Source organism: Archangium lansingense (assembly GCF_026626635.1).
Taxonomy (GTDB): Bacteria; Myxococcota; Myxococcia; order Myxococcales; family Myxococcaceae; genus Archangium; species Archangium lansingense.
In genome coordinates, this window is the sequence record NZ_JAPNKA010000001.1 from 3,351,202 (window position 1) to 3,365,721 (window position 14,520).

Sequence of the window (14,520 nt, forward strand, 5' to 3'; positions counted from 1 at the left end):
TAGCGCCACGTCAAACGCTTGGGACTTGACGGGGAGACAGCAAGCCGTCCGGAGCGGGCACATCGGGAAGCGGTATCCTGGACGGTGGCTCCGCGTATAGGCGGAATGGGGGCCTCCTCGGGAAGTGGGCTTTTGGGGCAGCGCGAGTGCTTGGGGCTCAACACCACGCGCTCTGCCGTCACGTTTCCTGCTGTGCGTACTCCCGCACGACGGCGCGGGCATTCTCGGCCAGCGCGTGGCTTCCGGGCAGCTCCCTCCCGAGCAGTCGCGAGACGGCCAGGGCGAGACTCACGGAGTTGGTGAGGATGCAGCCGCGCACACCCTCTACCTCCTCCCGGCGCATCGCACGCTCCTCGACGGGCATTCCTCCGAGCCGTCCTTTCTCCAGCAGCACGGAGCGGATGATGCCGGGGAGGCACGGGGCCTCCAGCGGTGGCGTCACTACGGTGTCCCCCACGAGGAAGAAGAGGTTTCCATTCGGAACCTCGCAGAGCTCCCCGGCTTCGTTGACGAAGACGGTGCCCCGCCCGAGGTGCGCGTACTGCCGCAGGTACGAGACGCTCTTGTGATTCAGGGTGGGGTCACCCCGGCGGTAGCAGCGATCCTCCACTGTATCGAGGACAACGCCCTCGCCCGTGGGGCGCTGCGGTAGGGGCCGGAAGGACAGCAGCAGCCGTTCATCTCCCGCCACCAGCTTGGCCACGCCGGTGAATCGCGGTCCCAAGTTGGCATCTGCCTCCAGGCATCGGCGCAGCGCCTCACGGACAGCCCCGGCGGTGAGCACCTCCGGCGGAGGCGAGTGCACGCAGCCCGCATGGGCCTCGAGGCTCGAGCGGAGCCGCGCGAGGTGACGCTCGAGGAACATTGGGGCGCCCTCCTCGACGAGGAGCGTCTCGAAGAAGCCCGCGCCGAAGAAGAAGGACTGGAGGAAGTCCTGGAGCCGCAGGTCCTCCATCCGGCGCACTTCGCCGTTCACCGCGACCGTCCCAATCATCCGAGGCGCGCCTCCAGGAAGTTGGCGAGCAGCTGGTTCCCGTGCGGCGTGAGGAAGGACTCGGGATGGAACTGAATGCCCTCCAGCCACGGGTACTCGCGGTGGCGCAGGCCCATCACCAACTCACCGCACCAGGCCGAGACCTCCAGGCAATCTGGGAGGCTCGCCCGGTCCACCACCAGCGAGTGATAGCGCGCGGCGACGAACGGTTGCGGCAGGCCTCGGAAGACGCCCCGGCCATCGTGGTGGATGTCGGCCGTCTTCCCATGGACGGGCACCGGCGCCCGCACGACGCGCCCGCCAAACACCTGCCCAAGCGACTGGTGGCCCAGGCACACCCCGAGGAGCGGCACTCGCCCCGCGAAGGTCCGGATGACCTCCATCGAGATGCCGGCCTCGTCTGGCGTGCATGGGCCAGGGGAGATGACGATGTGGTCCGGTCGCATCGCCTCCACCTCGGCGATCGTGAGGGCATTGTTGCGGACCACCTTCAGCTCCGCTCCGAGCCCTCCCAGCGCCTGCACGAGGTTGAAGGTGAATGAGTCGAAGTTGTCGATGAGCAGCATCATGCCGCGTCTCCCTCAGGGCGCGCGGACAGTGCGAGCAGCAGCGAGCGTGCCTTGTGCAGCGTCTCCTGGTACTCGCGCCTCGGCTCCGAGTCGTGGACGATGCCCGCGCCCACCTGCACGTGCGCCTTGCCGCCCTTGAGCACCATGGTGCGGATGACGATGTTCAGGTCCAACTCACCCGTGAAGCTCACGTACCCGAGCGAGCCCGTGTAGAGGCCTCGGGCTTGAGGCTCCAGCTCGGTGATGATCTGCATGGTGCGAATCTTCGGCACGCCGGTGATGGTGCCTCCGGGGAACACCGCCGCCACCACGTCGAGCGGCTCCACCCCCGGCGCCACCCGGCCCACGACTTCGGACTCGATGTGGATGACGTGGGAGTACTCGGTGATCTCCATCAGCTTCGTCACCTGGACGCTACCGTAGGCGCAGACGCGCCCCAGGTCGTTGCGCTCCAGGTCCACCAGCATTGCGTGCTCGGCGCGCTCCTTCTCGTTGGTGCGCAGCTCGTGCACGAAGCGGGCGTTCTCCTCCGGCGTCCCCTTGCGGCGCGTTCCCGCGATGGGCCTCGTGAGGGCCCGGCCGTCCTCCACCCGCACCAGCCGCTCGGGCGAGGCGCTCACCACCTCGAAGCCGTCCAGCTCCAGGTAGCTGGCGAAGTGCACGGGGCTGAGCGTGGACAGGGCCTCGTACAGCTCCAGCGCGGACAACCGCGGCTCTACCTCCAGCCGCTGCGAGAGGTTCACCTGGTACGTGTCTCCCGCGCGGATGTACTCGCGCACGCGCTCCACCGCGCGCAGGTAGTCCTCCCGGGTGAAGTTGGAGTGCCAGCTCACGTCCGGGGTCTGTTCGTCCGCGAGGCGCCAGGTGGGGGCAGGGGGCCCGGCAGCCACCGCCTCGCGTACCACGCGCTCCAGTGTCTCCACCCGCTGCGTGCAGTCGTCGTAGTCCGCACCCGTGGCCACCACGAGCGTGTGGCCCTCCTGCGAGTCCACCGCCAGGAAGGTGTCCACGAAGTCCAGTGCGATGTCCGGAATGCCCAGATCGTCGTTCGGGTGGCTCGGCAGGGATTCGAAATAGTGGGCGGCCTCGTAGGCGAAGAAGCCCACCGCGCCGCCGCAGAAGAGTGGCATCCCCGGCAGCCGGAGTCCTCGCCAGCGCTTCAGCAACTCGCGCAGCGTGGAGAGTGGCTCGCCCGGGTGGGGCTCACCGTTGATTTCGCACCGCGGGCCCTTGGCCCGGAAGGTGAGGAAGGGCTTTGAGCCCACGAAGGAATAGCGGCCCTCACTGGAGGTCCGTGTGCTCTCCAGCAGGAAGCGGTGTCCCGCGGGCAGCGCGCGCAGCAGGTCCACCGGCCTCATGCCATGGAGCTCCACCGTGCGGACGAGCGGAACCTGATTGTAGCCCTCCGCGACGAGCGCCTCGAAGCGCTCTCGGCTCAGTGGGGACAGGGGCGGGGCGGGGGACACCGGCATGCGCCGACGGCTTGTAGCAGAGGTCACCCGGCTCGCGCTCAGGGTCCTCCTGTCCCTCGGTCGCGGGATTCAACCCAGGGCACGGATACCCTCACCCCGGGGGGCTTGCCCCCCCTTTGAACGACGGGGGGCTCCTCTCCCGGAGGGAGAGGGGAAATGGGGGAGGGGAGATTGGGGAGTGGATTCAGTGGTGGTGGCCCGCGGCCTGCGGCTGGTAGGTGACCGAGATGACCCGCAGGCGCTTGTTCTTCCCGCCTGGCAGCTGCCAGTCGATCTCCTGCCCCACCGACAGCCCGAGCAGCGCCGCTCCTACGGGCGCCAGCACGGACACACGCCCCTGCTCCAGTGACGCGTCCTGCGGATAGGAGAGCGTCACCTCCCGCGTCTCCCCCGTGTCCTCGTCCCGGTACACCACCCGGCTGTTCATGGTGACGACGTCCGGCGGTACCTGCGTCGGCTCGACGACCTCCGCGCGCAGCAGTTCTGCATCGAGCACGTCCGCCTTGTCGCCCGCGGTCGTGTCGATGAGGGTCCGCAGCCGCTCCATGTCAGTCGTCGTGACCACGATCCTCGGCTCTTGCGTACTCATCACGACTCAATCCTTTGACCCTGCGTGTGGCCGGTCAACCAAGCGGGACTCGAGCCGTGCCTGCATGGCGGCAGGGCGTCTGAAACCTGACGTCCCGCCGGGCGCAAACCTGACGGCACGTCAGGGACTGAGCGACTCGGGGCAATGCAGACGCAGTGCGTCGAGGCTCGCTGGCTCCCGCTCGCCGTTGAAATGGCGCGTAGGTTGTCCCAAGGCTTGTATGACGAGCGCCTCACTGGAGACCCTCGGGATGGGCGAGGATGCCGGGCGGAATGGACACGCCTCGAGAGCCTATCTATCTGGACCACAACGCCACCGCGCCGCTGCTGCCCGAGGTGGTCGACGCCATGGTGCCGTACCTCCGCGAGCACTTTGGCAATCCGTCGAGCGCTCACGTTTATGGGCGCCGGGCGAAAGAGGCTGTCGACCGCGCGCGCTCCCAAGTGGCGGCGCTGATTGGCGCGGCGACGGAGGAGATCTTCTTCGTCGCGCACGGCACCGAGGCCAACAACCTCGCCATCCGTGGCGTGCTGGCGGCACTGCCGGACAAGCGGCACGTGGTGACCTCTGTCATCGAGCACCCGGCTACTACCGAGCCCTGCCGCGAGCTGGAGCGGCACGGCGGGCAGGTGACCTGGCTCCCGGTGGACGGAGAGGGCCGGGTCCGCGTCTCCGAGGCAGTCGCGGCGCTGCGAAGCGACACGGCGCTCGTCACGCTCATGCACTCGAACAACGAGACGGGCGTGCTGCAGCCCATCGCCGAGGTGGCTCGCGAAGCCCGGGCGCGGGGCGTGTGTGTGCACACCGATGCAGCCCAGTCCGTGGGCAAGCTGTCGCTGTCCGTCGATGGGCTGGGCGTGGATCTGCTCACGGTGGTGGGCCACAAGTTCGGCGCGCCCAAGGGCGTGGGGGCGCTGTACGTGCGCAAGGGCACGCCGGTGCGTCCGGTGCTGCTCGGCGCGGGGCACGAGCGCGGCCTGCGCCCGGGCACGGAGAATGTCGCGTCCATCGTGGGGCTTGGGGTGGCGTGCGACGTGGCGCTTCGTACGGTGGAGACGGAGGCGGCGCGGGTACGAGGGCTGCGCGATGAGTTGTGGGAGCGGCTGCGGGCGCGCGTCCCGGGGTTGGCGCTCAATGGCCATCCGGTGGAGCGGCTACCCAACACACTCAACGTGCGTTTCCCCAGTGTGAGCGGCACGGCGCTGCTGGCGGCGGCGCCCGAGGTCGCTGCATCCACGGGCTCGGCCTGCCACGCGGGTGAGGAGTCGGCCTCCTCCGTCCTCTCGGCCATGGGTATCGAGCCCGGGGCGGCGCTCGGCTCGGTGCGCCTGTCCCTGGGCCGGACGACGACGCACCAGGACGTGGTGGCCGCTGCCGAGGCGCTCGCCTCTGCCTGGAAGCGGCTGGCCCCTCCCCCCAGGTGAAAGCCCGAGCCCATCTGCGCCATACTCGGGCCCCCCCACCGACGAGGAGTCAGCCTTGGCGGAGTCCTCCCCCGCGCCCTCTCAGACCGCGTTCGTCCAACAACTCAACTTCTGGGCCCGCGACGCGAGCAACGAGTCCGCGGCGCTCCTGGGCGCCTTCGCGCTCGGGATGTTCAACACCATCCCCGTTGAGGGCTCCGCTTCGCCGGTGAGCCTGGAGACTCTCGCCAACCGCCTCGGTGCGAACATTCGGGGCACGCGCTCCGTCATCGAGCCCTTGGTGGGACTTGGGTTCGTCCGGTTCGAGAACGAGGTCGCTGGTTCTTCTACGGATCGCTATTCACTCCCGGTGTCGAGCACCTTCCTGCGTGAAGCCCGCTTCGCCAGCCGCATGCTCGAGGCGCGGAGTTGGTGGCTCGTGTCCGCGAAGCTGCCCGAGGCCATTCGCACGGGCGCTCCAGTGGAGTGGCAGGGCGAGTCCCGTGACCTGCTCGGGTGGTACCGCCGGCAGTTCCTCGCGCCCCGCGAGCCCGTGCCGAGTCCTGTCGAGGCGGACTACGAGGATCGGGCCGTTCGCGGTTTCCTGCGCACCCAGGCGCTCGTGACGAGCGGTGAGGTGGGGTTGTTGGCGGCGCTCGTGCCGGGTCCCCGGCCGCTCGCGGAGCTGGCGAAGGCCACGGGCTCCCATCCCGAGGCGCTGCACGTCTTGCTCGGGGTGCTCGGGTCCATGGGCCTCGTCCGGCAGGAAGGCGAGGCCTTCGGCTTCACCGAGCTGGCCAGCCGCTCCCTCGACGCGAGCAGCCTTCCGTACTTCCAGAGCGCGTTCCCGGCCACCATGGACTACTGGGAGGCCTTCGGGCACCTGGACGAGGCCGTCACGCAGCAGAAGTTCCGGTTGGATCTGCGCGATTCCGAGACGGCCAGGCGCATCTACCAGCGCAATGCCTCGCGCATCACCGGCATCTTCGTCTCGCACGTGAAGCTGGGCCGCAAGGCCGCCGAGCTCGTCACCACCTTGCGCCCGCTGAAGGACGCTCGCGTGCTCGATGTGGGCACCGGCTCGGGTGTCTGGGGCGCCGCCTTCGGGTTGGCCGACCCCTCCGTGCACGTCACCTACCTGGACTCCGAGCACGTCCTCGAGCAGGTGAAGCCCAACATCGCCAAGCTCAAGCTGGATGGGCGCGCGCGCTACTGGGCCGGCAACTGCCTCTCCGTGGACTACGGCGAGTCCCAGTACGACGTCATCCTTCTGCCCCAGGTCATTCCCGCGCTGCCTCCCGAGTCGCTGCTGCCGTTGTTCCAGAAGCTCGCCCGCGCGCTGCGTCCTCGGGGGCTGCTCGTCGTCTCGGGCTACCTGCTGACGGACCGGCGCGATGGTCCCCTGGACGCGCTCTACTTCTCGCTGCGCCGCTACGTGTCCAACGAGGGCGACGTGCTGTCCCTGCCCGACTTCCAGCGCCTGCTCGTGCCCGTGGGCCTCACGTCCTTCCGCAGCTTCGAGATGCCCATCCAGCAGGTCGTCGTCGCTTCGCGCGGGGACGTCTCCTTCCCCGACGCCGCCCCGGCCCGCTGAGCTCGTCTTCCTTCCGCCTTCCCACCTGGAACACCATGGACCTTCTTCGCTCGTTCTTCATGGAGGACTACCTCGAGGGCGCGCGCTTCACCGCGCGCTACAACCTCGGGGAGTCTGGTGCCCGGCCCCGCACCGTGGGGGAGCTGCTCACCGGCTCCGGCATCAGTCCTCAGCAGGCCATGGACACGTTCCTCTCCACCCTGCTGCGTGACAGCCCCAACTGGGGCCGTGCCGACCTGCGCGACCTCGTGGCCGCCATGCACCCCGGCGCCAAGCGCGACAACGTCCTCATCACCACCGGCACCAGCGAGGCCTTGCTGCTCCTCTTCCGGCAGCTCCGTCCGCGCAAGGTGGCCCTCGCCTGGCCCGCGTTTCAGCTCCTCTATGAGCTGCCCATGCAGCAGGGCGCGGAGATTGTCCGCTTGCCCGTGCGCTGGGACTCGCGCGGCGTGCCCTCCGTCGATGCGGATGAGTGGCTCTCCCGGTTGGAGCGCGAGTCCCCGGACGTCGTCATCATCAACAATCCCCACAACCCGAGCGGGTTGGTGCTCGAGCCGGAGCTGTTGGAGCGCATCTCCCGCTGGGTGGACACGTCCGGCGCCACGCTCGTGGGCGATGAGCACTATCGCTTCCTCTCCTCGGAGACCGAGGTGCTGGGCACCACGGTGTACCGCCCGGGCACGCGCTCCTTCGTCACCGGCTCCTTCATCAAGTGCCTGGGTTGCCCGGGTCTGCGCATCGGCTGGTGCGTCGGCGACACCGCCATGCTGGCGCGCATGCAGAACGAGAAGAACTACACCACGCACACCGTGAACCCGGTCACCGAGTGGATCTCCTACGAGGTGCTCAAGAGCCTAGGCAGCCCTGTCCTCACCGAGGCGCGCGAGGATTGGCGGCGCAACCGGCGCATCCTGGCTTCCTTCCTGGAGCGTTCCCAGGGCGTGTATGGCGTGGCTCCGGCTGGAGGTCTCGTCACCTGCATCGGCGTGCGAGGCGCCGCGGGCCCCCAGGAGTTCGAGGCGAAGCTCCAGGCGCTCGGCGAGGCCGGGGTGTTCGTCCTGCCGCTCAGCTCCATGGAGCACGGAGAGCCCTCGGGCACCCACCCGATGGAGCGTGGTCATGGCTTCCGGCTGGGCCTGGGCATGCACCCCGAGCGCTTCCCCGAGGCCCTGGAGGCCATCGAGCGGGTCACCCGCGGCTGAGCTGGCCGCGCTCCTCTACAGCAGCGCGGAGAAGGAGTGCGGGCGGTCCGCGTACTCCGGATCCGACATGAGGAGCGTGTGCACACGCCCCTGCCGAGTGGTGGGCACCGCCGGGAAGAGGTGGTGCGTGAGGTGGTACTGGTCGTTGCGCGGGAAGAGCAGCCGGTTGAGCAATCCCCATCGGAAGATGTGGTTGCGCGAGCGGTAGAACTCATCCGCCTCGCCGATCACTCCCGCGTGGTCCACCGCGTCCGACCAGTAGCGGATGACCTGGTAGGCAACGAAGTAGGGCAGCCCGTAGAAGAGCAGGAAGTTCTTCCAGCCAATGCCCCACTGCGCCAGCGCGAGCAGCCCGGCCAGGAAGGTCCACCGGCCCAGCGTCACCGGCCACGGGTCCGTGCGGCTCCACAGCACCGGGCGCACGAAGGACGGCAGGTGGACGAGCAGCAGCGGCCGAAGCAGGTGGCGCCGCACGAAGTGCTCCGTAGGCTCGGCGAACCCGAACTTGCGGCGGGGGATGAAGTCCAGGTCCTTCTCCGCGTCGCCCAGGTGCTGGTGGTGCGTGAAGTGCTCGCGCGTGTAGGGCTCCAGCGCCGTCAAATCGATGATGGCCAGCACGTGTCCGAAGACGCGGTTGGCGCGCTTGCCGCGCACGAACATGCCGTGACACGCCTCGTGCAGCATGTTGCCGAGCGCACGGAACCGCGTGGCGATGAAGAAGGCCACCAGCGGGTAGAGGCACCAGCCCACCACGGGACTCGCTTCCAGCAGCGCGTGTGCCGCGACCGCCGCCACCACCGCCAGCCCGATGTGGAACGCCAGGTGCCCGAGCCCCTCGGCCTTCGAGTGCGCGTGGTTGCCGAGCCGGGCCACCTCGCGCGCGTACCTGGCCCTCAGCCGCGACGCCTCCGAGCTGGAGCGCTCCCGCACGGCGGGCGCCAGGCCATCGCTCGTACGGCGAGTGCTGTCCAGCGGCGCCAGGCCCATGAGACCTTCCGGGGGGACGGAAAAGGTGCAATCCCAGCTTAAACAGATTCTCAGAGAACGAGCAAGCGAGCGGGGCCCGAATGGGTGATGGCGGAGTGCGTCAGGCGGCGGCGCGCGGAGGAGGCGCGAGCTGCGTAGGCAGGTTCACCCCGGGGCGCGCGGCCAGGACGAGCTCCTGCGTCGGCAGCGGCAGGCACACCGTCGCGGTGAGGCCCGCGTCCGCCAGCAGCGCGGCGTACTCCGAGTGCGACAGCAGGTCCCCCTCGTTGGTGAGGAAGCGCCGGAACCCGAAATAGAGGTGGTCCAGCGGCCCGTCTCGCCGCTCGTTCAGCACGTACTCGGCGATCACCAGGATGCCGTCCGGCTTCAGCGCTCGCGCCACCCGGCGGAACATGTCCGGCAGGGTCTCGGGCCGCAGCACGTTGAGCACCTGCGGCAGGATGATGAAGTCGTACGCGGCCTCGCCGAAGTCCTGCGTGAAGAGGTTGCCCGGCCAGAAGCGCGCCTGCCCCAGCGCCTTGAGCTGCTCCACGTTGCGCCGTGCCTGCTCGAGCACCACCTCCTGGTCGAAGTAGGTGACGTGCGCGGTGGGCTCCGTCCGTGCGAAGGCCACGCCCCACACTCCCGAGCCCGTGCCGATGTCCAGCACCTGCGCCCCCGCCAGTGGCTTCACCTGGGCGAGCGTCGCGGCCGCGCGCCGGCTGAGCTGGAAGTGCGAGGCGAACACCGCGGTAATTTGATTGGAGTTGTCCGCGTAGAAGCGCTGGCTCACCTCGGGATCCTTCAGGTCCAGGATGAAGCGCTCGTGCCGCACCGTCTCCTCGAGTCGCTCCAGTGCCTCCCAGTACTGCGCCGACACGGAGAAGGAGCGCAGCAGGTACGGCAGCGCCTTGCCGTCGAGCACCTGCCGAGCCTCCTCCGTGAAGGTGCTCGTGGTGCCCTCGGTCCGGGTGATGCCCAGGTGCGCCAGCACGTCCAGCATCGTGCGCAGGCCCCGCTCACTGGCGCCCGTGGCCGCCAGTAGCGCCGCTTCGTCCTTGGGGCCCGTGGAGAGCTGCTCGAGCAACCCCAGCCGGCCCGCTGTGACGAGCAGCCAGGTGCGGGCCGCCCCGCGCGCGAAGCGGTCAAAGAAGTCCTCCGCCTCCGGAGACGGAGAGGGCACCTTCTCCAGGAAGATCCGCCAGTAGAGGCCGAGCACGTCCCAGCAGCCGCCGTGGGAGAGGCGCCTTCCAGTCTCCACCGCCTCCTCCAACCGGCCCATGGGCCCCCACCAGCCCGAGGCTTCCTGGAGCCGCTCGCGGAACCGCGGATCCGCCAGGAAGGTGGCCACCGGCCGCGTGAGCGCCAACCCTCGTGCGTCATCCATCCGCACCAATCCCAGGCACACCAGCAGCTCCACCAGCGAGCGCACGCCCCGGACCGACGCGCCCACCTTCTCGGCGAGCTGCTGGACCGTGATGGGGGCGCCCTCGCCCTCCACCGGCAGTGCGTCGAAGAGGCCCACGGACAGCGAGGTGCGCAGCAGCGCCGACTCGTTCGACGCGTTGCGCGCCCAGAAGTGCAGAGATTGCGCCAGGGAAGGGGGCGTGGCGCTCCGCGGAGCCGTCATCGGAACCTCGTTCGGGGGGGACGTCAGCTTCGCTGCTTCGCCCCTCTCCATGCAATCCCGCCCCTGGGGGGCGGTTGCCTGACCTCGCGGGGCGTGCGCTACCATGCCCGGCACATGGCTCCACGAATGATGCCGGCCAGTGAAATCGAGCAGCTCCTCCTGACGGATTCCCGGGTCCAGGATGTCTGCGTGATGGGGGTGGGGAAGGAGGCGGTGGCCTGGGTGGTGCCGCGGCGAGTCACTCGGGCGGATGCGCTGGAGGCCTTCCTCCGGGAGAGGCTGGGCGAGGCGTCTCCATGCGTCGCGCTCATCGACTCTCTCCCCGTGCTCGAGTCGGGTGAGCCCGATGGAGAGGCCCTCTCGCGGCTGAGCCCTGCTACCTCGTCGCGGCTCCAGGAACTGGAGGCGCGGCTCCACGAGGCCGGTCACGAGGCGGTGGCGCTGGCCGGCCCGGCGCCTGCGAGCGAGCGCTTCGAGCCCTTCGACGAGCTGTTTCCCGAGTCCCTGCGCCCCGGAACGGGCGGAGAGAGTCCGCTCCCGGCTGCGCGCGCCGGCTCCCGCGCGGCGGGGGTGGAGACGGGACAACCGTCCCTCCTCGTGGGAGAGCCGCGGCGTCCCCCGCCGGGTGCCCCGGATGACCTCGGCGCGCTGTTGCGGCACGTGTCGGAGCGCCATCCCGACCGCACCGTCACCTTCATCGACGTGGAGGGCAGGCGCGAGACGCTGCGCTTCGCCGACCTCTGGCAGGAGGCGCTCCGGCTCGTGGGCGGGTTGAGGGTGCTGGGCGTGAAGCCGGGCGAGCGGGTGATGTTCGTGTTGGATCGGCCCGGGGACTTCGTGCGCGCCTTCTGGGGCTGCACTCTCGGGGGCGTGGTGCCCGTGCCCATGGCCTGGCCCTCCTCCTTCGAGCGCTCTCATGCCGGCGTGGCGCGGATCCTCTCCGTGTCGGAGCGTCTGGGCGGGCCGCTCGTGCTCACCGGGGCCCAGGCCGTTCAAGCGCTGGAGTCCCTGGGCCTGCGCGCCGTCGCCTTCTCGGCGCTGGACCGGAGCACCGCCGGCCAGCCGGTGGCACACACTCCGGCTTCTCCCGCGGTGCTGTCCTTCACCTCGGGCAGCACCGGGCGCCCCAAGGGCGTGCTCCTCACGCACGACAACCTGCTCGCCATGTGCGATGCGATGCGCGCCGGCGGCTGGTACACCGAGGAGGACCTGGGCGTGAGCTGGATGCCGCTCGACCACGTCGCCGGGCTGGCCTACCCCCACCTCACCAGCCTGCGCATGGCCACGTCCCATGTCCTCGTCGCGCGCGACTACGTGCTCGGCGACGTGCTGCGGTGGATGGACCTGCTCTCCGAGTTCGGCGGCACCATGAGCTGGGCGCCCAACTTCGCCTATGGCCTCGTCGTGGATCGGCTCTCCCGCGGGGAACGCCGCGCCTGGAACCTCTCGCGCGTCCGCGTGCTGGGCTGCGGGGGCGAGCCCATCATCGCCGACACCGTGCGGCGCTTCACCTCGCTGCTCGCGGGGGAGGGGCTGCGCCAGGACGCCGTCTGTCCCGCGTGGGGCATGGCCGAGACGTCCTCGTACCACACCATGACGCGCGGGGTGCGCACCCCCGAGGGAGAGGGCTGCGTCCTGCTCGGCCCACCGCCCGCGGGCTCGATGCTCCGCATCGTCGATGACCAGGACTCGGTGGTGCCACAGGGCCGGGTAGGTCACCTCCAGGTTCGCGGCGCCGTCGTGCTGACGGGGTACCTGGAGGACGCGGAGGTCAACGCCCGCTCCTTCACCCCGGACGGGTGGTTGCGCACGGGGGACCTGGCCATCGTCCACGACGGCCAGATGGCCCTTACCGGGCGCCAGAAGGAAGTCCTCATCATCAACGGCAACAACGTCTACCCCCAGGACATCGAGGCAGTGGTGGAGCAGGTGCCGGGCGTGCTGCCTTCCTTCTCCGTGGCGTGCCCCACGCGGGTGGGAGGGGCGCAGACGGACGAGCTGCTCGTCGGCTTCGTGTCCACGCCGGACGCGCCCCCGCTCGGAGTGCTGCTTCGCTCCATCCGGGAGCATGTGGGGCGCACGCTCGGGTTGCAGGTCAACCACCTGGTGCCGCTCGCCCGTCATCAACTCCCCAAGACGGAGCTGGGCAAGCGCGGGCGGACGGAGGTCCGGCGCCGCTTCGAGGCGGGAGAGCTGGCCGCGGAGCGGCTCGAGGCGGAGCGCTACCTCGGCGGGCCCGCGACCCTGCCCCGGTGCCTGGCCGTCCCCCGCTGGGTGCCGCGTGTTCGGCGCCCCTCCGAGACGCCGGCCGCGTCCGGTCCCCTCCTGGTGCTCGCCAGCGCGGGCTTCACCGGGGCCTTGCGCGCGAACGCCGCCGGGCGGCAGGTGCTCCAGGTGGAGCCGGGTTCCAGTGAGGCCCTGACGCGGGCCCTCGAGTCCCTCGCGGCCCAGGGCCAGCATCCCGGGGATGTGGTGTACGCGGTGGGTCCGGCCGCGGACGCGCGGCGTCTGGAGCGGAGCACCCTGGAGGAGGCCATCGCGCCGCTGCTGCGTCTGGTCCAGGCCCTGGCCCGTCCCGCCGCCGCCGCGCCCGTGCGCCTGTGGGCCGTGGTCCTCTCTCCGGAAGGGGCCCTCTCCGCTGCCTCCGTCCACCTCATGGTGCCGGGGTTGCTCTGGTCGGCCATGGCTGAGGTGTCTGGCCTGGAGGCACACGTCCTCTGGGTGCCGCCCGGTGAGGATGCCGCCGCCCGGTGCGTGGCCGGGGAACTCTCGGGGCCACGGGTCGCGCGAGAGGTGTCCTGGCATGACGGCCAGCGCTGGGAGCGGGCCCATGTGCCCTGGGTGCCTTCGCCCCTCCAGTCGCCCCGGCGCTTGCGGCGCGAGGGGTTCTATGTGGTGACGGGCGCGCTCGGTGGGGTGGGGCAGGCCTGGGCCCGTTACCTGCGGCGGAGCCTCGGCGCCCGTCTGCTGCTGGTGGGCCGCCGGCAGCGGGATGCCATCGCCGAGGCGCTCGAGCGCGAGCTCGGCACGGCGGAGTACGTGCCGGTGGACCTCACGGACTCGGTGGCCCTCCAGCGGGTGCTGCGTGAGGCCGAGTCCCGTCATGGCCGTACCCTCGACGGCGCCTTCCACTTCGCCGGCACCCTCGAGGCCCGTCCCCTGGAGTCTCAGACGGCGGAGACGCTCGTTCGGGACGCCGCGGCGCATGTGCTGGGCGCCGTGGCCCTCGCCGACGCCTTCCGCGAGCGGCCGCATGCCCCACTCGTCTTCGCCTCCTCGTTGATGGGGACGCTCGGGGCCGGCCTGCATGCGAGCTACTGCGCTGCCACTGGCTTCATCGACCGTTTCGCGCAGGCGCTCGCGGCCGGGGGCCGTTCCGCGGTGGCGGTGTCGCTCAGCTCCATCCGGGGCACGGGCCTGGCCAGGGATTTGAAGGCCTCGCCTCCGGGCTACCGCATGCTCGAGCCTTCCCAGGCGCTGGCCGCGCTGTTACTCGCGGTGGAGTCAGACAACTCCCAGGTGCTGGTGGGGGTGGAGGGCTCGGCGCTGCCCTGGCGCCTGGCCGGTCTGGGCGCCGGGGTGCCCCTGGAGCGGGCCCACCTCTTCGTCGCGCCCCGGGCCGACGGACAGCCCCCGGCGGATGGCTTGCGCGGCAACGCAGTGCTCCATCCGGTCTCCTCCTTCCCCAGGTCCTCGGATGGCACGGTGGATCGCCAGGCGCTCGCCGCGGAGGCCTTCGGCGGGGCGGCGGACTCGCCCCTGGGGCCTTTCGAGCAGGTGGTGGCGGACGCCTTCCGCGAGGTGCTCGGCGTGGAGTCGGTGGGCGCGGGCTCGGACTTCTTCTCCCTTGGTGGCAGCTCGCTGCAGGCCACCCGGGTGATGGCGCGCGTCAACGAGCGCACCGGGCTGCGGTTGCGTGAGGTGGCGGTCTTCTCCCATCCCTCTGTCTCCGAGCTGGCGGCCTACCTCCGCCAGTCCGTGGATCCGCAGCAGTTGGACGTGTCGCATCTCTCGGATGAGCAGGTGGCCCTGCTGCTGCACGCGCTGCACTCCTCCTGATAGACTCGCAGGCCCCCCCGGCTCCGCTACGCCTCCAGAGGA

The 14,520-nt window shown here is 70.3% G+C and carries 10 protein-coding genes; 4 read left to right on the forward strand and 6 right to left on the reverse strand.

Annotated elements, in window-relative coordinates; translation table 11 throughout:
* Positions 1 to 178: 178 nt before the first annotated feature.
* The 4 genes from OV287_RS13540 to rnk form a co-directional block, all read right to left on the reverse strand.
* Positions 179 to 994, reverse strand: a complete 816-nt coding sequence (locus OV287_RS13540) for an aminotransferase class IV (protein ID WP_267534440.1) — start codon at positions 992 to 994, stop codon at positions 179 to 181.
* Entirely contained in the window at positions 991 to 1,563 is a 573-nt protein-coding gene (locus OV287_RS13545; protein WP_267534441.1) for an anthranilate synthase component II, read from the reverse strand. The genes OV287_RS13540 and OV287_RS13545 overlap by 4 nt, the downstream gene beginning before the upstream one ends.
* Positions 1,560 to 3,035: an anthranilate synthase component I family protein gene (locus OV287_RS13550; protein ID WP_267534442.1), complete on the reverse strand. Its 1,476-nt coding sequence runs from the start codon at positions 3,033 to 3,035 to the stop codon at positions 1,560 to 1,562. Before OV287_RS13550 ends, OV287_RS13545 begins: the two co-directional genes overlap by 4 nt.
* A 184-nt stretch (positions 3,036 to 3,219) precedes the next feature.
* A complete protein-coding gene (rnk, locus tag OV287_RS13555; protein ID WP_267534443.1) occupies positions 3,220 to 3,624 on the reverse strand; it encodes a nucleoside diphosphate kinase regulator in 405 nt (134 codons plus the stop codon).
* Between the two features lie 272 nt (positions 3,625 to 3,896).
* On the opposite strand from rnk, the gene OV287_RS13560 reads away from it, so the two are divergent.
* Genes OV287_RS13560 through OV287_RS13570 form a run of 3 tightly spaced genes read left to right on the forward strand, consistent with a single transcriptional unit; the run spans position 3,897 to position 7,823 of the window.
* On the forward strand, positions 3,897 to 5,048 hold the full coding sequence (locus OV287_RS13560; protein WP_267534444.1) for a cysteine desulfurase family protein: 1,152 nt from the start codon (positions 3,897 to 3,899) through the stop codon (positions 5,046 to 5,048).
* Positions 5,049 to 5,103: 55 nt separating this feature from the next.
* Positions 5,104 to 6,621, forward strand: coding sequence for a class I SAM-dependent methyltransferase (locus tag OV287_RS13565; protein WP_267534445.1), 1,518 nt, complete (start codon positions 5,104 to 5,106; stop codon positions 6,619 to 6,621).
* 35 nt (positions 6,622 to 6,656) lie between these two features.
* Positions 6,657 to 7,823, forward strand: coding sequence for a pyridoxal phosphate-dependent aminotransferase (locus OV287_RS13570; RefSeq protein WP_267534446.1), 1,167 nt, complete (start codon positions 6,657 to 6,659; stop codon positions 7,821 to 7,823).
* A gap of 15 nt (positions 7,824 to 7,838) precedes the next feature.
* Here the strand turns inward: OV287_RS13570 and OV287_RS13575 are convergent, their stop codons facing one another.
* A complete protein-coding gene (locus tag OV287_RS13575) occupies positions 7,839 to 8,810 on the reverse strand; it encodes a fatty acid desaturase family protein (RefSeq protein ID WP_267534447.1) in 972 nt (323 codons plus the stop codon).
* A 100-nt stretch (positions 8,811 to 8,910) separates the two neighbouring features.
* Positions 8,911 to 10,419, reverse strand: a complete 1,509-nt coding sequence (locus OV287_RS13580; RefSeq protein WP_267534448.1) for a class I SAM-dependent methyltransferase — start codon at positions 10,417 to 10,419, stop codon at positions 8,911 to 8,913.
* Between the two features lie 114 nt (positions 10,420 to 10,533).
* Between OV287_RS13580 and OV287_RS13585 the strand changes: the two genes are divergently transcribed.
* Entirely contained in the window at positions 10,534 to 14,478 is a 3,945-nt protein-coding gene (locus OV287_RS13585) for an SDR family NAD(P)-dependent oxidoreductase (RefSeq protein ID WP_267534449.1), read from the forward strand.
* Positions 14,479 to 14,520: the final 42 nt, after the last annotated feature.